The sequence below is a fragment of the Pseudomonas fluorescens genome (assembly GCF_902498065.1).
In the GTDB taxonomy this organism is placed as follows: Bacteria; Pseudomonadota; Gammaproteobacteria; order Pseudomonadales; family Pseudomonadaceae; genus Aquipseudomonas; species Aquipseudomonas fluorescens_BJ.
Map to the genome: position 1 here is coordinate 1 of NZ_CABVIR010000005.1, position 23,516 is coordinate 23,516.

Annotated in this window: 23 protein-coding genes and 1 pseudogene; 13 read left to right on the forward strand and 11 right to left on the reverse strand. The window is 59.5% G+C overall.

The annotated features are described in order from the left end of the window. The first annotated feature begins 253 nt into the window (after positions 1-253). The 6 genes from F8N43_RS18345 to F8N43_RS18370 all read left to right on the forward strand — a co-directional run bounded on the left by F8N43_RS18345 (position 254) and on the right by F8N43_RS18370 (position 7,647). Complete coding sequence (locus F8N43_RS18345) at positions 254-2,323, forward strand: type VI secretion system tip protein VgrG (RefSeq protein WP_150654134.1); 2,070 nt, start codon at positions 254-256, stop codon at positions 2,321-2,323. Further along, positions 2,320-3,174, forward strand: a complete 855-nt coding sequence (locus tag F8N43_RS18350; protein WP_191630142.1) for a DUF4123 domain-containing protein — start codon at positions 2,320-2,322, stop codon at positions 3,172-3,174. Before F8N43_RS18345 ends, F8N43_RS18350 begins: the two co-directional genes overlap by 4 nt. Then, entirely contained in the window at positions 3,171-3,944 is a 774-nt protein-coding gene (locus F8N43_RS18355; protein ID WP_150634197.1) for a hypothetical protein, read from the forward strand. The genes F8N43_RS18350 and F8N43_RS18355 overlap by 4 nt, the downstream gene beginning before the upstream one ends. Positions 3,945-3,957: 13 nt before the next feature. Further along, positions 3,958-4,752: a hypothetical protein gene (locus tag F8N43_RS18360; RefSeq protein WP_150654135.1), complete on the forward strand. Its 795-nt coding sequence runs from the start codon at positions 3,958-3,960 to the stop codon at positions 4,750-4,752. Positions 4,753-4,764: 12 nt separating this feature from the next. Then, entirely contained in the window at positions 4,765-6,951 is a 2,187-nt protein-coding gene (locus tag F8N43_RS18365) for a lipase family protein (protein ID WP_150654136.1), read from the forward strand. 348 nt (positions 6,952-7,299) lie between these two features. After that, positions 7,300-7,647, forward strand: a complete 348-nt coding sequence (locus F8N43_RS18370) for a DUF6124 family protein (protein ID WP_150632349.1) — start codon at positions 7,300-7,302, stop codon at positions 7,645-7,647. A gap of 50 nt (positions 7,648-7,697) precedes the next feature. Here F8N43_RS18370 and F8N43_RS18375 read toward each other — a convergent pair whose 3' ends face one another. From F8N43_RS18375 to F8N43_RS18395, 5 genes are all read right to left on the reverse strand, one after another. Continuing rightward, on the reverse strand, positions 7,698-8,489 hold the full coding sequence (locus tag F8N43_RS18375) for an energy transducer TonB (protein ID WP_150632348.1): 792 nt from the start codon (positions 8,487-8,489) through the stop codon (positions 7,698-7,700). After that, positions 8,486-8,932, reverse strand: a complete 447-nt coding sequence (gene tolR / locus F8N43_RS18380; RefSeq protein ID WP_150632347.1) for a protein TolR — start codon at positions 8,930-8,932, stop codon at positions 8,486-8,488. The genes F8N43_RS18375 and tolR overlap by 4 nt, the downstream gene beginning before the upstream one ends. A gap of 13 nt (positions 8,933-8,945) precedes the next feature. After that, a complete protein-coding gene (tolQ, locus tag F8N43_RS18385; RefSeq protein WP_150637199.1) occupies positions 8,946-9,647 on the reverse strand; it encodes a protein TolQ in 702 nt (233 codons plus the stop codon). 96 nt (positions 9,648-9,743) lie between these two features. Next, the gene (locus F8N43_RS18390) at positions 9,744-11,657 is read right to left on the reverse strand and encodes a phytase (protein ID WP_150654137.1); all 1,914 of its coding nucleotides are present in this window, start codon (positions 11,655-11,657) and stop codon (positions 9,744-9,746) included. Between the two features lie 74 nt (positions 11,658-11,731). Next, positions 11,732-14,260, reverse strand: coding sequence for a TonB-dependent receptor (locus F8N43_RS18395; protein WP_150654138.1), 2,529 nt, complete (start codon positions 14,258-14,260; stop codon positions 11,732-11,734). A 381-nt stretch (positions 14,261-14,641) separates the two neighbouring features. Between F8N43_RS18395 and F8N43_RS18400 the strand changes: the two genes are divergently transcribed. Both F8N43_RS18400 and F8N43_RS18405 read left to right on the forward strand, forming a co-directional pair. After that, positions 14,642-15,556: a GGDEF domain-containing protein gene (locus F8N43_RS18400; RefSeq protein ID WP_150654139.1), complete on the forward strand. Its 915-nt coding sequence runs from the start codon at positions 14,642-14,644 to the stop codon at positions 15,554-15,556. Positions 15,557-15,565: 9 nt separating this feature from the next. Continuing rightward, the gene (locus F8N43_RS18405) at positions 15,566-16,597 is read left to right on the forward strand and encodes an AraC family transcriptional regulator (protein ID WP_150632342.1); all 1,032 of its coding nucleotides are present in this window, start codon (positions 15,566-15,568) and stop codon (positions 16,595-16,597) included. Positions 16,598-16,651: 54 nt separating this feature from the next. Here F8N43_RS18405 and F8N43_RS18410 read toward each other — a convergent pair whose 3' ends face one another. Further along, positions 16,652-16,846 carry a hypothetical protein gene (locus F8N43_RS18410; RefSeq protein ID WP_150632341.1) on the reverse strand — a complete coding sequence of 65 codons (195 nt, stop codon included), beginning with the start codon at positions 16,844-16,846 and terminating at the stop codon, positions 16,652-16,654. Positions 16,847-17,079: 233 nt separating this feature from the next. Between F8N43_RS18410 and F8N43_RS18415 the strand changes: the two genes are divergently transcribed. Continuing rightward, on the forward strand, positions 17,080-17,286 hold the full coding sequence (locus F8N43_RS18415) for a hypothetical protein (RefSeq protein WP_150632340.1): 207 nt from the start codon (positions 17,080-17,082) through the stop codon (positions 17,284-17,286). 76 nt (positions 17,287-17,362) lie between these two features. On the opposite strand, the gene F8N43_RS18420 is transcribed toward F8N43_RS18415, so the two are convergent. Continuing rightward, positions 17,363-17,575, reverse strand: a complete 213-nt coding sequence (locus F8N43_RS18420; protein ID WP_150654140.1) for a DUF3079 domain-containing protein — start codon at positions 17,573-17,575, stop codon at positions 17,363-17,365. Between the two features lie 206 nt (positions 17,576-17,781). Here F8N43_RS18420 and F8N43_RS18425 point away from each other — a divergent pair, with 206 nt between their 5' ends. From F8N43_RS18425 to F8N43_RS18440, 4 genes are read left to right on the forward strand one after another with little or no spacing between them, the layout of a single operon-like run. Continuing rightward, positions 17,782-18,306, forward strand: coding sequence for an iron transporter (locus F8N43_RS18425; RefSeq protein ID WP_150632338.1), 525 nt, complete (start codon positions 17,782-17,784; stop codon positions 18,304-18,306). Beyond that, positions 18,307-18,639, forward strand: a complete 333-nt coding sequence (locus F8N43_RS18430; RefSeq protein ID WP_150632337.1) for a cupredoxin domain-containing protein — start codon at positions 18,307-18,309, stop codon at positions 18,637-18,639. It begins immediately after the preceding gene. A gap of 22 nt (positions 18,640-18,661) precedes the next feature. Beyond that, positions 18,662-19,516 (forward strand): FTR1 family iron permease, encoded by an 855-nt coding sequence (locus F8N43_RS18435; protein WP_150654141.1) that lies wholly within the window; start codon positions 18,662-18,664, stop codon positions 19,514-19,516. After that, on the forward strand, positions 19,504-20,883 hold the full coding sequence (locus F8N43_RS18440; protein WP_150632335.1) for a 4Fe-4S binding protein: 1,380 nt from the start codon (positions 19,504-19,506) through the stop codon (positions 20,881-20,883). The genes F8N43_RS18435 and F8N43_RS18440 overlap by 13 nt, the downstream gene beginning before the upstream one ends. 33 nt (positions 20,884-20,916) lie before the next feature. On the opposite strand, the gene F8N43_RS18445 is transcribed toward F8N43_RS18440, so the two are convergent. The 4 genes and pseudogenes from F8N43_RS18445 to nrdD all read right to left on the reverse strand — a co-directional run bounded on the left by F8N43_RS18445 (position 20,917) and on the right by nrdD (position 23,488). Then, positions 20,917-21,978 carry a methyl-accepting chemotaxis protein gene (locus F8N43_RS18445; RefSeq protein WP_412072595.1) on the reverse strand — a complete coding sequence of 354 codons (1,062 nt, stop codon included), beginning with the start codon at positions 21,976-21,978 and terminating at the stop codon, positions 20,917-20,919. Between the two features lie 33 nt (positions 21,979-22,011). Next, positions 22,012-22,590 (reverse strand): annotated as a pseudogene (locus F8N43_RS29935) (MCP four helix bundle domain-containing protein); the annotation flags it as partial. A 38-nt stretch (positions 22,591-22,628) separates the two neighbouring features. Continuing rightward, positions 22,629-23,324, reverse strand: a complete 696-nt coding sequence (locus tag F8N43_RS18450) for an anaerobic ribonucleoside-triphosphate reductase activating protein (RefSeq protein ID WP_191623705.1) — start codon at positions 23,322-23,324, stop codon at positions 22,629-22,631. Then, complete coding sequence (gene nrdD / locus F8N43_RS18455; protein WP_150632333.1) at positions 23,321-23,488, reverse strand: anaerobic ribonucleoside-triphosphate reductase; 168 nt, start codon at positions 23,486-23,488, stop codon at positions 23,321-23,323. Before nrdD ends, F8N43_RS18450 begins: the two co-directional genes overlap by 4 nt. Between the last annotated feature and the right edge of the window lie 28 nt (positions 23,489-23,516).

Genomic DNA, 23,516 nt, shown 5'->3' on the forward strand with positions numbered 1-23,516 from the left:
TAGCGTTCACGTGCGTTCTCGGTACTTAGTTGGTTGTGTGGTAGTTTTGTGTGTTTGGTGGGCTAGTCAGCGACCCACCAACTCGACACCTTTCTATTCGTCGGCAGCGTCGGATGTGTATAAGGGAAAGTGGTAGCCTCATACAAAACCCGGCTACGGGGCGTTCTGTTGTGATCTGGCCAAGGAAGGTCATTTACGCGTGCTGCATCAACGTCCCGGAGCCTGTGCCTCGTCACAGGAAAAGGAAACCTGGATGGTTAATGCAAACCCTCACGCCCGCTTCAGCCTCACGATCGATGACGTTCAACATGACCTTCAGGTGCTCGGGTTCACCGGCAAGGAACTCATCAGCCAGCCATACACCTTTGAGATCGAACTGGTCAGCGACAGGCGCGACCTGAATCAGAACGACCTGCTGAACACACTGGCCTTCCTCGCCTTCAATAACGCTGGCGATGGCATTCACGGGCAAATACATGGTGTGAGCAAAGGCAGTCTCGGTAATGGACTGACCCGCTACAGCGTGACGCTGGTGCCTCGCCTGGCGTACCTGGACCACCGCATCAATTGCCGCATTTTCCAGCAAATGACCGTCCCGCAAATCATTGCGCAGGTGCTGGAACCCCATGGCATCCACCGTGATTTCCACCAGTTTCACCTGGGCGGCGTGTATCCGGATCGCGAGTACTGCGTTCAGTATCAGGAGTCAGACAAAGCGTTCATAGAACGCCTCTGCCAGGAGGAAGGTCTGCACTACCACTTCCGGCACAGCCGCGAAAAACACGTCATGGTGTTCGGCGACGACCAGACCGTGTTTCCCCGGCTCGACCGTCCGACCCGCTATAAACACGACAACGGCATGGTCGCCGAAACGCCGGTGATCAATCACTTTGACGTGCAGGTGCAAGCAGGCACCAGCCGCACCACACGCCGCGATTACGATTTCAAAAAAGCACGGATTTTACTGGAGGCCGAGAGCAGGCCTGATACTTCCCGAGCTCAGCCGGATCTTGAGGATTACCACTACCCCGGTCGTTTCATCCAGCGCGATCGCGGCAAGTTGTTGAGTCAACGCGCGCAGGAGCGTCACGGCGCCGAGGGCCGTGTGGCGCGGGGTAAAAGCGATCAACCGGTGCTGCTCTCCGGGCACTTCCTGCCACTGACTGAACACCCGGATGACGAATGGAACGACCTGTGGCTACTGACTGAAATCGAGCATGAAGGGGCGCAGCCGCAAGTCCTGCAACAGTACGCGGGCTACACGGGCACCGGCGTTGAAAACGGCTTTCAGGGTTATCGCAACCAGTTCCTCGCCACGCCCTGGGACGCAATCTACCGCTCGCCGCTAACCCACCACAAACCGCGCATTGCCGGCGTTCAAAGCGCCGTGGTCACCGGCCCGACAGGCGAGGACATCCATTGTGACGAGTACGGTCGGGTCAAGGTGCAGTTCTTCTGGGACCGCGAAGGTCGCAACGACGATAAAAGCAGCTGCTGGCTGCGAGTCTCCTCCCTCTTGGCCGGCAACGCCTTTGGCGGCGTCGCCTTGCCGAGAGTCGGCATGGAGGTCCAGGTCAGCTTTCAGGACGGCGACCCTGATCATCCCGAAATCATCGGGTGCCTCACCAACAGCGCCAATCCGCTGCCCTACGAATTACCCGCCAACAAAACCCGCAGCGTCTTCCGCTCCCGCAGCTCGCCCGACAGCACGGGATTCAGCGAACTGCACGTTGAAGACCGTGCCGGCCGGGAACTGATTTACCTGCGCGCCCAGCGGGACATGGAACAACGAATAGAAAACGACAGCCGTCTGGAGGTCGGCAACGAGCAGCACACCACCGTCAAGGGCGACAGCGTTACCGTGCTGCAAGCCACGGAACACCGCACCACCCGCGGTGATCGGCAGACACAGCTCAAGGCCAACGATTACCTGCAGGTTGCCGGCAACAGCCATACCCATGTTGATCAAACCCTGGCATTTGGCGCTGGCCGGGCGGTTGTCATTGAAGCCGATCTGATCATTCTGAAGGCCGGGACGAAGATCACGATCGAAGCCGGTGGTGAACATTTACAGGTCGGCGGCGGCGGAATTTTCGGCAGCAGCGAACTCCAGGTGGGTGGTGCTCCCCTGCGCATACCGGCCGCCTCGATCGCAATGCCTCGGTCAATTGATGGTTTTTCCGTGCCACCAGAACTGCCGCCCATGCTCGCCTCGTCCCAGCCCGCACTGATGGCGGCAAGCAACGCGTTGGCGGCGGACTTCTGTCCGATCTGCGAAGCCTGCCGGGATGGCGTCTGCCCAACGGAAGGAGCCGCCGCATGATCAACACATTCCCCCGTCAATGGATGAACGAACAGCACCGCTCGGGCCACGAAGTGTGTCTGGTGCTGGACTCGCAGAACGAGCGCGAAACCCGTCAGCTATTGTTTAAGTCCAGCGGACATGACCAATACCTGAGCGTCTACAACGCAACAACCCTCGCGAACCTGGCCGATGCCGGTCCGTTTATGTTCACCCTGGAACAGCCCGGCGACAGACGCCTCGACGCCCTGCTGGATCATCCCGAGCGCAACTGGGGCTGGCTCGCGAGCGTGGAAAAAGGTGCCCTGCGTGGGTTGGCCAATCACTGGCAAGAACGATTGATTGTCGGGACACGTCCCTATCAGGCGCTGTACCGCTTTCACGACAATCGAGTGCTGAGCCGAGCGCTAAAACATCTGCCAGCCGAAGAATATCCGGCCTTTCTTGGGCCGGCGATCAGCCTCTGCTACTGGGACGGCGCAACGTGGAACACAACTCACAACCCCGCCCCCGGCACGTATCCCGTACCCAACAACCCACACTGGTTGCGCATCCCCCAGCCCCAACCGCAGGCCTCGGAAATTCGCCGGCTCAACGCCCATCGCTACTTGTTGGCCGAGCATGTTGAGGCTTACGCCAATGTCGCCGAAGAGCATGAACCTGATACGTGGTTGCGTGAGCGTTTGGCCCTTGCGGATGCGTGGGGGTGGGTAGCGCCGGAGCAGTTGCAATTTCTGCTGATTCAGAGCCTGCAGGCGCCGGGGTTTACGTTGCCGCCGGAGTGGGAGGTGCGGGGGAATGAGAGCCCGACGGAGCACTTTGAACGGGTGCAGCACTGGGTGGGGTTTTGGCGAGGGGATGTGCCGATATGAAGCGGATATCGAGTATTGCAGGGGTGGTTTGTTGTATGGCGTTGGTCGCGGGTTGCTCTACCGGGCAGCAGAACACATTCACCTTCACCGCCGACTTACCACCCGATTTTGCTTACGTCGCAGCGGTTTACTACACACCCGCCGAAGGTGAAACCTGCACTGTTAAAACAAAGGACAACTTGGCGCCGGTTTTCAATGACCAATGGCGGAAAGAATACAAACCAGATTCCGAAATAGAGATTCATATAACGCGCAAGGGCTGCCCGTTGGTCGTTAGGCGTATCGAACTGGAGATCAACTCGGCGTATGGAAAAGATCGAGGCGACTTCGGCAGGGAAAGCGCCATGGTCGTCATTCGCCAGGAATTGAAGGAGCAATCGAAAGGCACTTTTAGTGAAGCGGGTGAAAGTGTCTTTTACGGTCAGTGCCAGTGGCTGTTTCGCACAGCGGGAGCTCAGCGACGCATCGTTAAAATCCTCGACTGTAAAGCAACTGATGAACAGGGAGAGCTTAAACGTGGCCGTCCATTTTCGGCTTACACCCTCGATCAACTTCCGGGCAAGACCGTGAAAATGAAGATCAAGTTGGCGGATGAGGAAAAACCTGGCTGGGGAGACACATGGGTCAAGGTGCCCGGTGGCTGGAAGCGTTGCCTGGGCAAAGGCTTCGAAGACGAACGTGCTTATTGCGATGGCAACTACACCGATTTCAGCACCTTCAAAATGGTGGATGGACGCGTCTGCACCATTTACCCCGGCTGCACGGAATAAGGACATTAATCACATGCCACTCTGTTCTTCGCAGAAGAAGTTGCTGTTGAAATTTTCTACATTGAGTTGCTGCATCACATTAATCACCGGCTGTGCAAAGAGCCCGCCGAATACGTTCACCTTCACCGCCGACTTACCGCCTGATTTTGCCTACCAAGCCGTCGCCGTATACGTGCCCGCCAAGGGCGAAACCTGCACCGTGCCGGGGGAAAGAAATACGGAAGTTGGGTACAACATGAAGTGGCGTGAAAGTTACACGCCGGACTCCGAAATCGCTATGTACAGGACAGTCAGTGGCTGCCCGCTGGTGATCTGGAAAATTGATCTGGAAATCAATTCCTCCTACGGAAAAGCACGAGGCGATTTCGGTGGGGATTTTGCAACTGTAGTCATTCGCAATGAGGTGGAAGACGAATACAGGAGCACTTTCGACGAAACGGGGAAAAGTGCCTTTCACGGTCAATGTCAGTGGCTGTTTCGCACCTCAGGCAAGCCTCGCATCCTCAGAAAAATTCTTGACTGCAAGTCAGCAGATGCAAATGGCGAGCTTGACCGGGGCCATCCGTTTTCGGCGTACACCCTCGACCAACTGCCGGGTAAGACCGTGAAGATGAAAATCAAGCTGGCGGATGAGGAAAAACCAGGTTGGGGAGACACATGGGTCAAGGTTCCCGGCGGCTGGAAGCGTTGCATGGGCAAAGGTTTCGAGGATCAAGACGCCTATTGCTTCGGTAACTACACCGATTTCAGCACCTTCCAAATGGTGGATGGGCGCATCTGCACCATTTACCCCGGCTGCACGGATTAAGGAGATATTGATATGACGTCATTGGAAAAGGACTTGGCATCAAGCTTGAGCAGTCGCGTACTCGCCTGCCCGGTACAAGTTAAATGGACCAGTTTTCAGTTGGTCGACGAGTTTGGCTCTGGCGAACCGTATGCCGGATTGGCCTATACCGCTTTTGACTCGGAAGGCCAGACATATAGTGGCCATCTCGATATCGCGGGTACAGGAAAAATCACCAACCATTTTGCAGGGCCTGTTACGTTAATTCTTGACCAGAAATACAAAGGACAGGAAACGGTATACGTGCGAGCTAAAGAGCGCCCGCATTACCCTCTCGAAATTACCGAACTTCAAGTACGTGCGGAGCAAACCCGCTATCTGAACAAGAATTCAACCCGCACCAAAAATAATCCCGCACAAGCCTGTGCTGACACATTCCTCCAAGTAGAAGTGCGTCATCTGGTTAAGCATGCCACACACTTACCCCCCGAGGTTTATCGCCATTACCCCCACAGTACGGGAACGTCGAAAATCATGGGCGAGCATCGCAAGCTAGGCGTTGCCCTGATGCCAAAGAAACACACAATCCTGGAAGTGCGCCCTCTTCGGGCTTTACGCCCTATGCTGTCTACGAGTCCCGAGTTCTGTGCCCTGAATCTCTATCAACTCGCCCTGATGGCTACACTGAGCTACTGCCCGTTTGGCATGAAACCGGAAAAACGCCCCATCGAAACAGGTCCAGTGTCATTCCCTCTCCAACCCAGCGTTGGAAACTGGTTCGGCGATGCATTGGCAAAGTCTGATGAGCTATGGCGTGTCGATGCAGCGCAGACCAATGCCTTCTACCCGCTGTATGAGGATGTGCCGTACTCCAAGCGTCTGGAAATCGTGCCATTCGATCCAAACCTTTACGTTGTCAACAAACCTGATCGGAAAGACAATCAGGAAAACCCTGCGAAAGTTCACTTTCTCGATGACAGAAAGCAAGGAGCGAAAACGACTGATACTCAAGCGTTCATCACCCACAACGACGAACTGATCCTGATTGCCGTACGCGGCACATCCGAACTTTGGGCGGATGGCCTGCGCGATGTTGATGCCTCCCAAGTTCCGTTTGAAGACACTGACAGCAAAGTCCATCGCGGCTTTTACGAATCTGCGCAAAAAGCTTACGACTTCGTCGTGAAATACCTGGATAAATTCTACTCCGGTCAAAAACTCCTGATCTGCGGCCACAGCCTCGGTGGCGCGGTCGCATTGATCCTCTCGGAAATGCTGCGTCGCAGAACTGAGGGTTACTCCATCCAGCTCTACACCTACGGCGCACCCCGCGCAGGCGATGCCAATTTCGTCGCCGGCGCGAAGGGCCTGGTGCATCACCGCATCGTCAACCACAACGACCCGGTGCCGAGCGTGCCGGGGACTTGGATGGACACCAAGGCCGATGTTTTTGGAACGGGGTTGGCGTTGACGTTTGTCAACGTGCCGCTCGGGTTGTCGGTGTTTTTTGCGGGCATCACGAACTGGACGGGCGAGCCGTACGATCACCATGGTTCGTTACGGCATTTCATGCCTGTGGAATTTGAGCGTGGGATAAAGTCCGCGATCCTGTGGGAACCCGGCTGCGACACCATCACCCAACATGCGGCTTGCAGCTTGGCGATTCAGCAGAAAAACGGCTTGCCCCATCGGCCGCCATTACTGGCACAGATCTTCCAGGCCGGAAATCATTTAATGGCCGGCGGATATGTTCCGGCGTGTTGGGCGGTTCTGTTGCGGTGGCAGCAAGCGCACGAGAAAAAGCGTTCGCGGGTGACGGATCTTGAGTTTGATCGGGTCGCGAATTCGCTGGCACGAATCACCACACAGTTGCGTGAAATAGAACGTAGTTTAACGGCGCGTTCGGAGGCTTACGTGCGCACCCAGGAGGACAACATCCGAGCACTCGGCCTGGAAAAAAACAGGATTGCAATCACAGTCGATCGCTTGAAACGCGTGCGTGAAGAGAGGGTGACCGCACACGCGCTTTACGGGTCGCTGCTGGAACAGCCTGAGCAACTGAAGGCTAACGTGGCGCGCTGGCTGGCTCATCCTGAGAACAAGGTTAAAGACCCGTTCGCCATGGCGCCGGAGGACCCTGAGGGGGACGCGCTGATGAGTTCAATCTATGGGCGCACTATCGGCGCGCCGTACACGCTGGATATCGATTCGATCTGTTAAACACGCCCGTGTTTAAAAGCCTCGCCGGTAACTTCGCGAAAGCTACAGCGCCTTGCGTCATTGCCTACGGGTACGCCAGAATCCGCCGGCTTGTGCGCCTTGGGCCCGGGTTCTATCGTTGGTCGGTCGCTGAAAAACAGTGATCGGGTTTGGTAGCCCGGAGTACTGCGTACAACGCTCCATTATGCTGACGCCCTTTCAAGGTCGTGGCTTTTATGGTGGTCGTGCGCAGGGCCTTTTCGAAGGCGCCGGTTCCAGTACTCCGGTCTACCAACCTGTGCATGGCCACCACCCCTCGTTTGGTAGCGAGAGTGATGGCTCCATTCAGAAAGTACTGGAGATCCATCTATGCCTAAGCCAACACCCAACCCGCCGGAAACCGATCCGACATCCCCCTCCGAAAATCTCAGCCCGGAAAAACCCGACGAAACCTCGGAACGCATCCCCTCCCATGCCGACATCCGTGCCACCCCACGCACACCGAGCACGATGTACACCCTCGATCCACACATCAACACCGAAGACCTGTTAGGACACGCTTGCGAGTCACTGGCCTCAGCCCATGTCATGACCATGGATCTGGCGGACCGAACGCACGGGCCGAGTCGCAATACCCTGCTGGGCATTGCCCAAGTGATCATGCTGGGCGAACTGAACGTGAACCGGGCGCTGGATCAACTCGATCCGGTCGAGTAATCGCTGCCCTGCGGCGAGGGCGTGCGCCCTCGTCACGGCCACTGATCGAATCACTTGATCCGATAATGAAAGGTATTGCGCACCGCCGGCACCGATACCGCCTGACCCTCAACGACTTTCGGCTGGTAACGAAAGGTGTTGGCAGCGATCAGAGACGGACGCATGAACAGTGGATGGCAACCGTCGAGCACTCTTGGGTTTTCGACTTTGCCCTGTGGGTTGACCGTATATTCCACGGTGCAATCGCCTTCGATGTTCTTGTCCAGCGCCCGTTGCGGGTAATCCGGCGCTTCCTTGCTCAACGGCAAATACTGGCGGCTGTTGGCAGCGGCCTGTGCCGCTTGCTGACGGGCGCGGTCTGCGTTCAGGCGTGCTTGTTCGGCTTGTTGTGCCTGTTGCTCGGCGACGCGTAGTTGTTCCGCTCCGCGGGCGCGCTTTTCCGATTCAAGACGCTGGCGTTGTTGCTCGGCCTGAAGGTCACGCTTTTTGTCTTCGACCCGTTTACGCGCCAACGCCGCCTGCTCGAGTTTTTGTGCCTGGATGTGTGGGTCGACGGCAGGTTTGGCCGGGGCTGCGACAACCGGTTCGGCCGGTGCCGGCTCGACCAACGCCGGTTCCGGTGCCACGGGCGGCAATGCCGCAGGCAACATCACCAGTTGGGTCTTCAATACGGCCGGCGATTCGACGCGTGGTTGTTCCGGTGACCAGCCATGCACCAGCAGCGCCAGAACGATGACATGCAACGCCACCGCGAGGCTCGCCGCCAGACTGTTTTGCCAGAACCCACTGCGGACACTGCGCGGCAACGTCATCGCTGGGCTATGCATGATCATCGCCGTCATTGCGGGGCCTCGGTCACCAGCCCGAGATGACTGACGCCGCCCTGCTGCAACGCCGCCATGGCCGCGACGACGCTGCCGTAACCGGCATCCTTGTCGGCTCGGATGTAAACCTGGGTGTCGTGGCGCTCGGCGACGATGTTCGCCACCTTCACGCGCATGTCGTCGAGGGTCACAGCGCTGTCAGTCTGGTGTTGAGTGTCGAGTTCACCACCAAGGTTCCAGTAGTAACCGCCCTCGGCCTTCACCGACAGCGTGAGAATCTGCTGACGGCTGTCAGAGGCCAGGGCTTCACTGGCGACCTTGGGCAGCTCGATCTTCACGCCTTGGGTGAGCATCGGCGCGGTGACCATGAAAATCACCAGCAGCACCAACATCACGTCGATGTACGGCACCACGTTCATTTCGGCTTTGGGTCCGTGCTTGCGTTGCGGTTTGATCAGCATGTTCACGCTCCTCTCAGGCGGCGACGGCCAGGTTCATCGGTGTGCCGTGCAGCGTGCGATGCAGGCGCACTTGCAGCTCATTGCCGAAGGCGTAATAGCGAGTGAGCAACGTCTGGCTGCGGGAGGAAAAGCGGTTATAGGCAATCACCGCCGGAATCGCCGCAAACAGGCCGATGGCCGTGGCGATCAGCGCCTCGGCGATGCCTGGCGCCACGGTCGACAGCGTGGCTTGCTGCACCTGGGACAGGCCGAGGAAGGAATTCATGATCCCCCACACCGTGCCGAACAGGCCGATGTAAGGGCTGACCGAGCCGACCGTCGCGAGGAACTGCAAGCCTTTCTCCAGCTGCACTTCCTGCTCGCTGATCGCCACATAGAGCGCACGCTCCACCCCTTCGAGCACCACGTCGGCGGCGTTGCCCGGATGCTGGTTGAGATGATTGAACTCGTGAAGCCCTGCATGAAAAATCGGCTCCACGCCGCTCTCGTTATGAGCCGTTTCCCGATACAGCGGCAGCAGGTCCGAAGCGCCGCGAAAGCGCTGCACAAAGGCATTCATCTGCCGTTCGCGCTGCTGTAACAAGCGACCGCGCTGGATGATCAGGTACCAACTGAGCAACGAGGCCAGCAACAGGGTGAGCATGACCGCCTTGACCAACAAACTGGCGTCGCTGATCAGCCCCCAGATTGTCATGTGTTCGAGCGTGGCCTGCATGGTGAAACTCCTTATCTGAAGCACTCGGGCCGTCGATGCGCGACGGCTGCCGAGCTATTGGATGAAAGTGGGATGACACGTTGATGACAGGCCGGTTCAGGGCAGATTCAGGGCTTGAGTGACCTGCGCCCAGGGCACGAACTTGAAGTTTTGCGTCTGCTCGGGCATGCGTTTGCGGCCGTCCTGCACCACCAGCAAGCCTTGGCTCCAGGGTCCGCCGAGGTTCACCGAGGTGACTTCCAGGCCATCGGTTTCCGACGCGCCATCGATGCCCAGTGCCGCGTTCAGACCGACGCGAAAGGCGCCACGCGAGGCGAACGGTGGCTCGGCGTCCAGCACCAGGTAACTGTCGTTGCCTTGACTTGAGATCACCAGATAGTCACGCGCCGCGCTTTGGTACAGCGCCAGACCTTCAACATCGGCATGCAGTTGCGACCCGACCTTGATCACGCTGGTCAATGTCGCCGGTTGATCGGCGCGGGCATCCACCGCCCACACGCCGACATCTTCTTCACCGAGAAACAGTCGCTGGCGCTGGTCATCGGCCACGCAACCTTCTGGCTGGCTGTCGACCTTGAACTGGCGCACCAGCTCACCTTGCACACTGCCGTTCGGCGCGCTCAGGCGGTATTGCAGGAACGTTCCGTCCTTGCCATTGGCGATTGCGTAGAGCTCGCCACTCGCTGGCTGAAACAGGCAGATGCCGTAGATTTCCTTGAGCGGCGTGGGGATCTCGCCGGCTTCACGCAGCTCGCCGCTCTGGCGGTCGATGCTGAACAGGCTGAGGCTGTTGCGATCGCGGTTGCTGGCGACAGCGAGGTCGACGGTGTGTGCGCCAAGTTTGAAATTCGGCCGCAGGTCGACGTTGTTCAGGCGCCCGACCGGCAACTCCTGCAACAACTTGCCTTGCAGGTCATACGCCAGCAATCCCTGCTTTTTGTTGGTGCCGAGTACGCGACTCAAAGAGGGTTGCTGCGGATGAATCCAGATCGCCGGATCGTCTGCCGCATCGCCCTGACGCCCCACCGGGTCGCTCTGGCTGAGCGCTTTTACGTTCGCCAGCACTGGCGCCAAGGGCACCGCCGTCGGCTGCCAGTTCAGTTCGCCCTGATACAGACGACCGTCGTCATCGTCGCGCAGCAGGATTTGCAGGCCTTTATCGGTCTGGCGCAGGGCAAGGTTTTCCGGCTCCTTCAAACCTGACAGCGCCACACTGCCCTCAGCCGTCCAGCGTTCGCCTTGTTGTTGATAGACATGCAGCTGCGCCGCTTTCGGATCCAGCGCAACGATGCCACCCGGCAGCAATGCCATGGCGCCTGCGGTTTTCTTGATCGCGCCGAACGGTTCGCGCATCGCCACCGGGCTGCGCGTGACATCCCCTTCGGGATGCGCCGGATACGCCCACCAACCGACGTTTTCCTCGTTGACCACCAACTGATTGGCGCCGTCATCGACCTGACAATCCGTGGCCGAAGGTGGCAGCGGCACACCGCGTACCCGTTGTGGTTGCGGGTTCAGCGCTGCGCCGTTGCCCACCAGCCATTGCTCGCCCTTGCCCTCCTCGCCCACCAGAAACAGGAACAGGTTGCTGGCTTCGTCGCGATACAGGCACAGACCGTTGACCGGGTAATCCCGCGTCGGCAGATACACCGGCTGACCCCACATGCGCTTGCCCGGATCAAGGCTGACCAGCAGCGCTTGCTGACGACTGTTATCGAGGCTGGCGACCAGTATCTGTTGGCCGGCGACGCGACTGTCGACGCCACTGAACGATCCCTTCAAACGCGCCAGCTCCTGGCCTTGTGCATCGAGTTGCAGCAAGCCGTCACGCTCGCTGGCAGCCAGGCGTTCGGTGCCTTGGGTACCCGGCAGAAACGCCACGGCATCGACCGACAGATTGGCTGCCCAGGGTGTCAGGGTCAGGCTTGGCGCAGCCGCCAGTACCGGGCCGGCGGCCAGGCTGATCAGTACGGCCAGCCAGTGGTGCTTGGATGGAAACGAAATACTCATGAAAGTCCTTGTCGTGAAATCGTGCGACGGCCATCACCGGCGAGCCGGCTCCTACAGAAGCGATGGGCATGGGTTTAGAAATGGGTGAAGGTCAGGCCGAGCTTGTAGGTCGGGCCGTATTCTTCGTACTGGCCGTTATAGGATCGGTGGCCGGTGTAGACGAAATACGGCTCGTCGGTGAGGTTCTGCGCCTCGAAGCTGACCTGCAGGTTCTTGGTCAGCGAGTAACGGGCGCTGAAGTCGATAAAGGTCTGGGCATCGACGTGGAGGTCGTGGGCCTTGTCGTTGATCGAGGCCAGCTCATAGAGGTAATCCGATTTGTAGTTGGCCGACAGACGCAGGCTCAGCTTGTCGTCTTCCCAGCCGAGCATCAGGTTGCCGACCGTGTCGGACTGGTTGGGCAAATCGATGCTGCGTTTGCGGTTGACGCCACTGGCGGAGTCGAAGCCTTTGATCTCGGCATCGGAACGACTGAAGGTGGTATTGGCGCCAATCAGCAGGCCGTTCCAGGGCGCCGGCAGCCAGTCGAATTTCTGTGAGTACGCCAGTTCCAGGCCATAGAGTTTGGCGCTGTCGCCGTTGGCGAAGGTGTGAGCCTCGGTGAAATCGACCCACGCACCGGTGCCGGCCAGGTCGGTGTTGTAGACGAAGTTCTGGATGTCCTTGTAGAACACGAACGCCGAGACGGTACCGGCGCGCCCCATGTAGTGCTCGATGCCGAGGTCGAGGTTGCTCGATTCCAGCGGTTTGAGGTCCGGGTTGCCGAAGGTGGCCTCGTCATCGTCGATGACAAACCCCGGCGCCAATTGGCCGAAGGTCGGGCGCACCACGGATTTGGTCCAGGCCGCGCGCACCTGGGTGTTCTTGCCCAGTTGATAGCGTGCATGCAGCCCCGGCAGCCAATGGTGATAACGGCGTTTGGTCTCGGTGGACTCGAACGCGCCATCCGTCACGCCGGTGCCCCTGGCTTCGAACTCGGTGCCCTCGTAGCGCAGGCCGGCGATGAAGCGCCAGTCGTCGATATCGATCGTGTTCATCAGGTAGCCGGCGTTGATGTCTTCGCTGATCTTGAAGTCGTTGACCCGCGATTCGGCCTCGTCGTAGAAGTCCGCCTGATTCAGGCCGCCGATCAACTGCTTGATCGCGCTGCCACTGATGCCCGGACCGAACTGGCCCAGACGGTAGTCGACGTTACCCTTCTTGAATTTCGTCAGGTTGAGCTGCTCGTCACTGAACCCCAGATCGTCGAAGTCTTCATAGACCCAGGCGTCGAGATCGTTGTCCTTGTTGCGCCGGCTGACCTTGCCGCCGAATTTGACCTGAGACGCATAGCCTTTGAAGTCGTAGTCGCGGGCGAGGTCCAGGCGCAGGTTTTTCTCGGTGTCGGTGGTTTTCTGTTTTTCCCAGTCGACTTTGTCGAGGCTGAAGTTGTTCGGGTCATAGAAGGCCTGGCCGATGATCGGCCGGGGTTTGTCATTGTCGTAGAAGCCGGTGTTGGCGAAATCGTCAATGCCGGTGAACGCCGCGTTGGCGATGTGGCCGGGGCTGTCTTCGCTGGAGCGGCTGTAACCGGCCTGGCCGCTGAGCGTCCAGAGACCGAACATGCGCTCGCCGCCGAACACATAGGACTGGATTTCCTGGGTCTCTTCACGTTGCTTGAGCTTGCGCGAACCTTCGGCATCACCCAACTCACCCGCGGCCTGCGGATCGGCGAATTCGAGGCTGGTAGAGTTGCGCGTTTCGCTGTCCTTGTAGCGGCTGTAGAGCGTGCGCAGGTAATAGCTGCTGAGGTCATCGGGTTTGTAATCGAAGTTCAGGCCGCCGCCGGCGCGTTCGCGGCTGATGTCGTAATCACGCTGTTCGAACTCCTCAAGTTTGGCGCCCTGCGCGAAATCCCAGGCACCGCCGGTTTCGACGTTGTCGGAACCGAAGTCGCGCTTCTGCCAGCTCAGTGCGGCGGCGACACCGAAGTTGTCGATGCCGTCGCCGAGGCTGAAACGGTCACTGATGGCGCCGGAAAACTTCGGGCTGGTCTGGTGGGAGTTCTTGTCGTAACTGGCTTCGCTGCTGCCGGTGTAGAACAGGCCATGGTGATCGAATGCCGAGAGGCTTTTCACATCGACGGTGCCGCCCAGGGAGTTGGCGTCCATGTCCGGGGTCAGGGTCTTGATCACCGACAGTGACTGCACCAGCTCCGAAGGCAACACGTCGAGGGCGACGGCGCGGCGTTCGCTTTCCGGCGACGGCACCAGCGTACCGTTGATGGTCACGCTGTTGAGGTCCGGCCCCAGACCGCGCACGCTGACGAACCGCCCTTCACCCTGATCTCGCTCGACGCTGATCCCCGGCAATCGCTGCACCGCTTCGGCCACGTTTTCGTCCGGCAGTTGCGCCACGCCGTCGGCATGTACCACGCTCTTGATGCTGTCGGAATTGCGTTGTTCCTTGAGTGCCTGGTCGATGCTCGCCGCCTGCCCCACCACTTCGACGTGCTCGGTGTTCGCTGCGGTTTCGGCGGCGCTCAGGCGCTCGCTGGCCATCGCCATGGCCAATGCGGTGAGCGTGAAGCTGACGAGCCCGGCGGTGCTGCTGCGCTGGTACATGATGGTCCTCCCCCAAGAGTCCGATAACGCCAGGCAAGTCGCCCGGCAACTGGGAGGGCACGCTAGGGTCGGGGGATGACCGTTCTGTGACAGGGGTTGGCGGCAAGTGCTGTAAACCGGGGTTTTGCCGGAGTTTGAGGGTAAAACTGAGCTGATTTGACCCGTCAACGCTGAACACTTGTTCGAGCTGGTTTGCCAGCGATGGCGTTCCCGACATTGCCGAAACGTTTGAGATTGATCGCCAGCAAGCCGGCGCCTACAAAAATGGCGTGACCGGGTGAGCTGATTCGACCCCTCACCTGCGTTTCAGCACAGTCACCCCGCTGTCACAAACATCTGGTGTGCTGACGCGCATTGCCTCTTCGCCAAAGGATTCCGGCCATGTTCTCAGTGCTCAAACCCCATCGTTGGAAACTCGCCCTGCTGCTGTTGGCGGCGAACGCGGGATTGCTGCTGCACTTGGCTTGTGGCGAGTTGAAAAGCGTCAGCGAATGGGTCTGGCTGGACATCATCGGCGAAGGCGGTTCCGCGCTGTTGGCATTGGTCTGGCTGGGACTGGTGCTCAAGAGCCGCCCGGCCGGGCGCGTCACCAATTACCTCGCGCTCGGTTTGAGCGGGATCTTTTTCTCCTGGTGGATCGACAGCCTCGACGAGTTCATCCGCCTGCCCGACAGCATCACCTGGGACCACTGGCTGGAGTCCGGTCCGATGCCGGTGGGCTTGATTCTGCTGACTATCGGCATCTATCACTGGCACCGCGAGCAACTGGCGATCAGCGCACAAATGGAGAAACGCGAAAAGCTCTTTCGCGAACACCGGCTGTTCGACAAGCTCACGCCATTGGGCGGTGCCGACTACCTCAAGCGTCAGTTGACCGTCAGCCTTGAAGAAAGTCGGCGACAACAGCAGCCGTTGTCATTGCTGGCGCTGGACGTCGACAATTTCACCGCCATCAATCAGACGTTCGGGCATGCTGAGGGCGACGCGGTGTTGCAGGCGCTGAGTCATTTGCTGCTGCTCAATCTGCGGCGCCAGGATTTGCTCTGCCGGCTGGCCGGCGACCGTTTCGTGGTGCTGCTGCCCAACACCGGCGAAAGCCAGGCACGGTTGCTGGCGCTGGAGCTGCAACAAGCGGTGCAAGGCTTGGCGCACAAAACCCGACAGCATGGCGAGCGCGTACACCTGTCGGCCAGCACCGCCGTGGTCATGGCGGTCAACGAGGCGCCGAATGCCCTGCTCAAACGTCTCAACCTCGCACTGGCCCGAGCCAAGCAGCCACTGGCGAAATCGGCCTGAGGCGCGCTCATGACCCTGAAAACCACATGGTACGAAACCGACAGCCGCTTCATTCCCGGGCATTACCAGCCCGCGACCCTGATCGACCTTGCGCTGTCCCGGGACATCGACAGCCATCGCCTGCTGCGCGGGACCGGCCTGTTCCATGACGACATCCTCGCCGGCCAGACCCGCCTCAGCCCGCAGCAGTTTTTCGGCCTGATCAGCAACGGCCGACGCTTGCTGGACGCCGACGACAGCAGCTTCCTTTTCGGCCAGCGCTTGCTGCCGGGGCATTACGGCCCGGCGAGCCACGCCTTGCGCCATGCGCAAAACCTGCACCAGGCCCTCGACACGCTGGTTCAGCAACAGGCACTGCTCAGCCCGTTAGCGACGCCACGGTGGGTGCTGGATGACAAACATGCCTGGTTGTATTGGCTGGACAGCTGCGGCGCAGGCGAACAATGGCGCTTTCTGCTGGAGGCGAGCATGACGTCGCTGGTGGCCATGAGTCGGGCAATGAGCGGCCAGCGTTTGCCGTGGGAGTGCAGTTTCAGCCATGCCGAGCCGCGCTATGTCGAGCAATACTGGGTGCATTTGGGCGAGCACACGCAGTTCAAACGCCCACTCGACCTGATGCGCATCCCACGGGAATATCTCGCGCTTGCCTGGCCTGGCGCAGCAGCCACCGCCGGCCAGGTCGCCCGCCAGGAAGCTCAAGGGCAAATCGATCAACTGGGCTTTACCTCAAGCTTTGTCGATTGCCTTTATCGCTACCTGCAAACCCATGTACGACAGACCCCAAGCCTCGAACAGGCCGCCATGGCCTTCGCCATGAGCCCGGCCACGCTCAAGCGCAAACTGCAAAAACACGACACCGGTTTTCAGCAACAGGTAGACCTGGTGCGCAAGCACGTGGCGCTGTACCTGTATCAGATCAAGGGGTTCAGCAACGAAGAGGTCGCGGAGTACCTTAGCTTCAACGATGCGGCAAATTTTCGGCGCTCGTTCAAACGCTGGACAGGCAGTACACCCAACCTGATTCGGCAGCTCTTCAGTTGAGAGACGGCATGTCAGGCATGAAAAAGCCCAACCTGAAAAGGTTGGGCCTGATCACTATTGTCGGCTGTCCATCATTTTGTCGGCGAGCGCCTTGGCTCTTTCAATCAACAGATTCTGCCTGTCCTCATGAGTGGCGCCTCCCACCACCGGTGCCGTCAGATTGCTTTCCGCAATCAGCGCAGCGCAGAAGTATTGATCCCAGACAGCTTTGTCCTCGGACGTCCGGCTGGTCATTCGGTCGGCAATCATATGCGGCTCCTCCTGATGAAGTAGCACTGCCAGTTTACGCCCGATTCAAGGACATCCAAGTGTCACCATTCGTCGCTTAGGTAACCGCGACAAAGAATCGCCGCAGCCTCTGGCGCAGGGATTGCAAACGCCGGTCATAGCCGCCCGGGAACGACGTAATTCTGACGCGGCAACTATCAAATCAATGTTACGGACGCCAGCCCTGAGCTGGGTCTTTTACCCGGAGATGTAACGTGTCAACTCTCAATGAAATCGCAGCGAACCACGCGAAAATGGCGAAAAAACTGGCGGGAGAGTCGACCGAAATGTGTGAGCGACTTCCGCTGGTAGTGGGTGGTTTCGAGGTTTCGTCCGTTGACGAGCCGCCGCACATTGCGCTGCATCTCATCGCCGCCGCGCAGGACAACCCGCCTGGGCAGGCTGCGGGTTATTTGCTCTGACTCAAAAGCCAACGCAAGGCAACCGACGTGATGCCGGGCGCAGGTTACGTGGCGTTTCTCCAAGGGGACGCCACCACTACAGACCTTCATCCTGCGCCTTGTCCGTCACGATGACTTTCTCCAGACCCCAGTCACCCGGTACGCTCCAATCCTCTCCAAACAATTCGGCCGGGTGCATTGTACGGTCGGAGCCATTGCCGCAAGCCATTGACTTGGCCGGACAATAACGGTCGCATCCCCAGCAGATTCGCTCGGGGTGGCTGGGGTTGACGGGGAAGTGCTTGGCCATGCCGATCTCCGGTCATTGAGAGATGTGCTTCTCAAGCTACAGCCTTTGCGTAGCGCCATCCTTGATGGATATCAATTACCGATATCGAAAGCCTGCCCCCAACAAAACCCCGGTTTAAATTGTTCAAAACTTGATAGTAATCATTATTGTTCGCAGAAAACCTTCCTAGACTCGGGTTCCTACTCGTCAGTGCTCAGGAAGAAATCATGCGTACCCCTCTCACACTCGCCTTGCTCTTGTTGGTACCACTGGCCCAAGCAAAGGAATACCCGATCGGCGAACCACAGCTGTGCCCGGGGCTGGAAGTCGGGGCGGTCTATCTGCAACCGATCGAGATGGAACCGGCGGGCATGATGCGCGCCACGGCGGATTCGGATGTGCATCTGGAGGCCGACATCCGCGCCACGGCGGATAATCGCCAGGGCTTTCAGGAAGGCAGTTTCGTGCCCTATCTCAACGTCTCTTTCAACCTGAAAAAGCATGGCAGCGACCCGCAACTCAAAGGCGATTTCCACGCCATGGTCGCCAACGACGGTCCGCACTACGGCGACAATGTGAAGCTGATGGGGCCGGGCAAATATCAACTTACCTTCACCATCCTGCCACCCGGTGGTCATGGCTCCCTCGGTCGCCACACCGACAAGGAAACCGGCGTGGCGCCCTGGTTCGAACGCTGCGAACTTCATTACGAATTCATCTACGCCGGCATCGGCAAAAAAGGTGGCTATTGAATGAAGCGCCTGCCTGTTGCCTGGCTGATGACGGCCGCAGCAGTTGCGCCGTTGACCGTTCATGCCGAGCTACCGAGCTATGAACTGATCCTGCGCGATGGCCACTTCACGCCGGCCTTGCTGGAAGTCCCGGCCGGACAGCGATTCAAGATCGTCCTGAAAAACAGCGGTCAGGGGCCGGCCGAATTCGAGAGCACACCGTTGCGGGTCGAAAAAGTCATGTCGCCGGGTGTGACCACCTTTGTCGTCATTCATCCGCTCAGGCCCGGCCACTACCCGTTTTTCGACGAGTTCAATCCGCAACTGCCCGAGGGCGGCATCCTCGCGAAATAACCTGTCAGCGCACGGAGATTTCATGAATCAATCAATGTTCATCGTCTGGCGCGAAAGCGTCGAGGCGTTGCTGGTGATCGGCATACTCCAGGCCTGGGCCAGTCAGCAGGGCCAGGGCCATCGGCTGGTCAAATTCCTGTGGGTCGGCGTGGTACTGGGGTTGCTGCTCTCGGGTTTGCTGGCGGTACTGATTCTGTTCGCCGGCGAGGCCATGAGCGGGTCAGCCAGTGAATGGTTCCAGGCCGCGCTCGCGTTGATTGCCAGCCTGTTGATCGTGCAGATGGTGGGCTGGATGCACCGTCACGGGCGCACCCTCAAACAGGATATGCAGCGCCACGCCGACAGCCACCTGGCCCGGCAGGGCGGCATGGGGTTGTTGCTGCTGACAATGCTCGCGGTCAGTCGCGAAGGCAGCGAAACCGTGGTGTTTCTCTACGGCGCCGGCGCTCGATTGCGAGGCCCGCAGCTCGGTTTGTTTGCCATCGGCGGCGCTATGGGGCTGATGCTGTCGGCGTTGACCATAACCCTGTTGTACAGCAGTCGCCGGTTCATTTCCTGGCAACGGTTCTTTGCCATCAGTGAAGTGATCTTGCTCATGCTCGGCGCTGCATTGCTGGTCAGTGGCACCGAGCGAATCGGCGGCCAACTGCTCGCCCTCGATGTGCCGGAGCAGGTTTACAGCATCATTGGCGACGCGTTCTGGGACAGCAGCGCCTTACTGAGCGACAGCCATGGATGGGGTGGTGTTCTGGCCGGTTTTGCCGGTTATCGGGCAACCCCCAGTGGCCTGACTTTGCTGGTGTGGATCGGTTACTGGCTGGTCGTCGGCGGATGGCTACGGCAACGGACCGTGGAAAAAGTCCCATGCCTGAACTGAGTGGGCGCAATCGATGGCTCCAGCGCCTGGGCGACGGAATGCGCCGCCACGCGCCGATCATTCGCGCCGTGCAATGGCTGGTGGTGTTGTTTTACGCGTTGCTGCTGGTGATCCCGCCACTGCTGCCGCTGCCGGACAGCCAGGCACGGATGCTCGACAACCTGACTTTGCTCGCGCAGTTTCTGTTCTGGGGGATCTGGTGGCCGTTCGTGCTGCTGTCGATCGTGATGTTCGGCCGACTCTGGTGTGGCGTGCTGTGTCCGGAAGGCTCGCTCAGCGAATGGGCCAGCCAATACGGTAAAGGCATGGGCGTGCCGCGCTGGTTGCGCTGGGGTGGCTGGCCAACCCTGGCGTTCTGCCTGACGACCCTTTATGGCCAGTTGATCAGCGTCTATGACTACGCTCAGGCGGCGTTGCTGATTCTGGGTGGGTCGACCGTCGCAGCGGTGGTGGTCGGGTTGTTGTTCGCCCGAGGCAAGCGGGTCTGGTGCCGTTACCTGTGCCCGGTCAGCGGCGTGTTTGCGCTGCTCGCCCGCCTGGCGCCGGTGCATTTCCAGGTCGATGAACAGCGCTGGATAGAAAACGCTGCGCCACGCCTGCCGCCACCTAACTGCGCACCGTTGCTCGATATCCGCCGCCTGCAAGGCGCCAGTGATTGCCATGCCTGTGGGCGCTGTAGCGGGCAACGCGGTGCCGTCCAACTGATCGCCCGTTCGGGCAATCAAGAGATTCTTCACGCGACTGCGCAGACACTGTCCCCCTGGGACGCTCGCTTGCTGCTGTTCGGTGTGATCGGCCTGGCAATGGGCGCGTTTCAGTGGACGGTCAGCCCTTGGTTCGTCGCCCTCAAACAAACGCTCGCCCAATGGCTGGTCGAACACGACCAACTCTGGGCCCTGCAAGACAACGCCCCCTGGTGGCTGCTCACCCATTACCCGCAGCTCAACGACAGCTTCAGTTGGCTCGACGGGTTCAGCATCGTCACTTACCTGAGTTTGAGTTCGGTGCTGCTCGGCACCGTGTTAATGGTTCTCTTGCGCCTGACGGCTCGACTGGCGGGTGACCGTGCACTGTACTGGCCCATGGCGCTCACACTCACGCCCCTGGGTGGTGCCGGACTGTTTCTCGGATTGTCGGCCACCACCGTGAAATTACTGCGCTATGAAGGTTTGCTGCTGGAATGGGTGCAACCGGTCAGGGCCTGTCTGCTGGTGGCCGCGATGGGCTGGAGTTTGCTGTTGGGATGGAAGCGACTGAGCCGCGAAAACCGCTCTCTGGCGCGGCGCGTGTCCGGCAGCGCCTGTCTGCTGCTGGCCAACGGTTTAATCGGGTTTGGCTGGTGGTTGCAGTTCTGGGGCTGGTCCTGAGCGCCCACATCCACAACCACCCGCCTCGATGGCCTAGACCTTGAACCGCGCCACTGTCTGGTGCAGCGCGCCCGCCATCTGTGCCAACTCATGGCCGGCGGTGTCGGTATGGCGGGCGCCCAGCAAGACTTGCTCGGACAAATTGCGAATACCCACCAGATTACGATCCACCTCGCGCGCCACCAACGCCTGTTCCTCCGTGGCACTGGCAATCATCAGGTTGCGTTCATTGATCTGCGAGATGGACCGGGTGATCTGATCCAGGGCCTCACCCGAGCGCTGCGCCACTTCCAGTGTGGCCCGCACCAGATGACTGCTGCTTTGCATGGCCGTCACGGCATGGCCGGTATCCAGGCGAATGTTGCCGATCATCTGCTCGATTTCCTGGGTGGACACTTGCGTGCGATGCGCCAACGCACGCACTTCATCGGCGACTACGGCAAAGCCGCGCCCGGCATCCCCGGCCCTCGCGGCTTCAATGGCCGCGTTGAGGGCCAGCAGGTTGGTCTGCTCGGCAATGCTGCGAATCACGTCCAGGACTTTGCTGATGTCCTGCACGCGGCCTGCCAGTTGTTCGATGCGTTGCGAAGTGTCGGTGACGCCATCGGCCAGTTCGCCGATCGCAACCACCGTTTCCTGAACCTGTTCACGGCCGCGCTGCGCGGTTTGCTCGGACTGTTTGGAGGCCTCTGAAGTGCTGACGGCGTTGCGCGCCACTTCATCCACCGCAGCCGTCATCTGATTCACCGCGGCCGCCGCCTGCTCGATCTCCAACCCTTGCAATTGCAGGTTGCTGGCGGTCTGGCTGCTGACGGCACTCAGTTCTTCGGAGGAACTGGCGACCCGGTCAACCGAAGAGGCGATGTGCTTGACCATGGCATTCAGGCTTTGCTGCATCTGATGCATGTTCATCATCACACTGCCATCGACACTTGCACTCACCGGCACCTGAATCGTCAGGTCGCCCTCGGCGATTTGACTCAAGTACCGTGCGGCATCATCCGGCTCGCCACCCAACGGCCGTGTCACGCTGCGCGTGACGACGATCGCAGCGCCAGTCACCAGCACCAGGCAGAACAGGAACAACCCGAGCATGTTGCGCCGAGCGTCGCTGTACAGTGCCTGCGCGGACTGCTCACGGTCGACGAAAATTTTTCCTTGCAGCGCCATCAACTCATCCAGGCTGCGATACACCTCGGCTTCGGCCGGTATGACTTTCTGTTTCAACTGGGCCATGGCGTCGCCGGAAGCCCCTTGGCGGATCAAGACCTGCACCTGGGTGAACGCGGCGACGTAGGCTTCGCGATTCTTTTTCAGGGCCTGGTAAGCGGCTTTGCCCTCTGGCAAATAGAACAACGGCTCAAGGGTTTCGAGCGCCTGGGTGATGCGTTTTTTGGTGGTGTCGATCGACTGTTGCGCTTGCTGGTTGTCTTTCTCGATCAACAAATCCCGGGTGTTTCGGGCGTTATCGCGCACGCCAGTGGCAATGACCATGATCGGTTCGATCTTCGGCCAGTCCTGTTTGACGATAACCACCGCCTGTTCCTTGAGCGTTGCCAGATCGTGCAACGCATAAAACGCCATGCCCATCAGCGCCAGTGGCGCGATTGCAAAGCCGATGACGATCCGTTGTGCCGTGGTTAATTTAGCCATATCAAATGCTCCCCGTTTGATACCTGCCTGATTGGCAGCGCATTTGAAATTCATGGTGGATGTCACTGTTGAACGTTGATTCGCAGGTTCGGTTAGCCCCGTAACACGAACGCTGGAAACAACTCGCGCATCGCCGCCCAAAGATCGGGTAGCAAGGCGTGTGCCGAAACACTCGGCAGCAGCGGATCGAACATCCGCTCGGTGCGCACCAGTTGCACGGCGAAGCGCTTGACGCCCAGCGCGCTCAATCGCTGCGCCAGGCTCAACAGACGTGCCGGTTCGAAAAGATGCCAATGCACGGTGGTGCGGCATTCGTAGTCGACATCGCTGGCCAGCAGATACTCGAGGCTGCGCCAGTTGGCCGTTCCGCTGCCCTCGACGCGGGTGATGGCCTGGCAATCCTCGGGCAACGCCTTGACGTCGAAGCCCACCCAGTCAGCTCCGGCCAGTGCCTTGGCGAACGCGGCAGGTTTGATGCCGGCGCTGTGCAAACCGATGCGAAATCCCATGGCCCGCACTTCCTCCATGGCACCGGGTAACGCGTCCTGCAAGGTCGGCTCACCGCCGCTGAACACCACGGCATCGAGCAGGTCCTGCCGACGTTGCAGAAACGCCATAACCCGCCGCCAATCCACTTCCTCGGTGCCACGAGGCGGGATCAGCTGCGGGTTATGGCAGTAGCGACAACGCCAGGCGCAACCCTGGCAAAACAGTACGCAGGCGAGCTGTCCCGGATAGTCGATAGTGGTCAGGGGCACCATGCCCCCGACCCGCAGCATTCGACTCATTGGCGCCCGGCCACTGCCGCGCCTTCGGTGAAGTGGACCCGCTCGCGGTGCTCTGACTGTTTGCCCGGATTGAACGCCGACACCGGACGGTGATAACCCATCACCCGGGTCCAGACTTCGCAGCGTTGACGTTGAGCCTGGGGCAGTGTTTGCGATGCATTCATGGTGAAGCTCCTTGCGGTTGAGTGGATC

Bases quoted from the DNA above. Each gene is read 5' to 3' on its own strand.
- F8N43_RS18355 (WP_150634197.1), top strand. From the start codon at position 3,171: ATGAAGCGGATATCGAGTATTGCAGGGGTGGTTTGTTGTATGGCGTTG.
- F8N43_RS18410 (WP_150632341.1), bottom strand. From the start codon at position 16,846: ATGATTGCCGACCGAATGACCAGCCGGACGTCCGAGGACAAAGCTGTC.
- F8N43_RS18365 (WP_150654136.1), top strand. From the start codon at position 4,765: ATGACGTCATTGGAAAAGGACTTGGCATCAAGCTTGAGCAGTCGCGTA.
- F8N43_RS18395 (WP_150654138.1), bottom strand. From the start codon at position 14,260: ATGTACCAGCGCAGCAGCACCGCCGGGCTCGTCAGCTTCACGCTCACC.
- F8N43_RS18435 (WP_150654141.1), top strand. From the start codon at position 18,662: ATGAATCAATCAATGTTCATCGTCTGGCGCGAAAGCGTCGAGGCGTTG.
- F8N43_RS18360 (WP_150654135.1), top strand. From the start codon at position 3,958: ATGCCACTCTGTTCTTCGCAGAAGAAGTTGCTGTTGAAATTTTCTACA.
- F8N43_RS18390 (WP_150654137.1), bottom strand. From the start codon at position 11,657: ATGAGTATTTCGTTTCCATCCAAGCACCACTGGCTGGCCGTACTGATC.
- F8N43_RS18370 (WP_150632349.1), top strand. From the start codon at position 7,300: ATGCCTAAGCCAACACCCAACCCGCCGGAAACCGATCCGACATCCCCC.
- F8N43_RS18400 (WP_150654139.1), top strand. From the start codon at position 14,642: ATGTTCTCAGTGCTCAAACCCCATCGTTGGAAACTCGCCCTGCTGCTG.
- tolR (WP_150632347.1), bottom strand. From the start codon at position 8,932: ATGCTGATCAAACCGCAACGCAAGCACGGACCCAAAGCCGAAATGAAC.
- F8N43_RS18445 (WP_412072595.1), bottom strand. From the start codon at position 21,978: ATGCTCGGGTTGTTCCTGTTCTGCCTGGTGCTGGTGACTGGCGCTGCG.
- F8N43_RS18375 (WP_150632348.1), bottom strand. From the start codon at position 8,489: ATGACGGCGATGATCATGCATAGCCCAGCGATGACGTTGCCGCGCAGT.
- F8N43_RS18420 (WP_150654140.1), bottom strand. From the start codon at position 17,575: ATGGCCAAGCACTTCCCCGTCAACCCCAGCCACCCCGAGCGAATCTGC.
- F8N43_RS18425 (WP_150632338.1), top strand. From the start codon at position 17,782: ATGCGTACCCCTCTCACACTCGCCTTGCTCTTGTTGGTACCACTGGCC.
- tolQ (WP_150637199.1), bottom strand. From the start codon at position 9,647: ATGCAGGCCACGCTCGAACACATGACAATCTGGGGGCTGATCAGCGAC.
- F8N43_RS18350 (WP_191630142.1), top strand. From the start codon at position 2,320: ATGATCAACACATTCCCCCGTCAATGGATGAACGAACAGCACCGCTCG.
- F8N43_RS18405 (WP_150632342.1), top strand. From the start codon at position 15,566: ATGACCCTGAAAACCACATGGTACGAAACCGACAGCCGCTTCATTCCC.
- nrdD (WP_150632333.1), bottom strand. From the start codon at position 23,488: ATGAATGCATCGCAAACACTGCCCCAGGCTCAACGTCAACGCTGCGAA.
- F8N43_RS18440 (WP_150632335.1), top strand. From the start codon at position 19,504: ATGCCTGAACTGAGTGGGCGCAATCGATGGCTCCAGCGCCTGGGCGAC.
- F8N43_RS18450 (WP_191623705.1), bottom strand. From the start codon at position 23,324: ATGAGTCGAATGCTGCGGGTCGGGGGCATGGTGCCCCTGACCACTATC.
- F8N43_RS18345 (WP_150654134.1), top strand. From the start codon at position 254: ATGGTTAATGCAAACCCTCACGCCCGCTTCAGCCTCACGATCGATGAC.
- F8N43_RS18430 (WP_150632337.1), top strand. From the start codon at position 18,307: ATGAAGCGCCTGCCTGTTGCCTGGCTGATGACGGCCGCAGCAGTTGCG.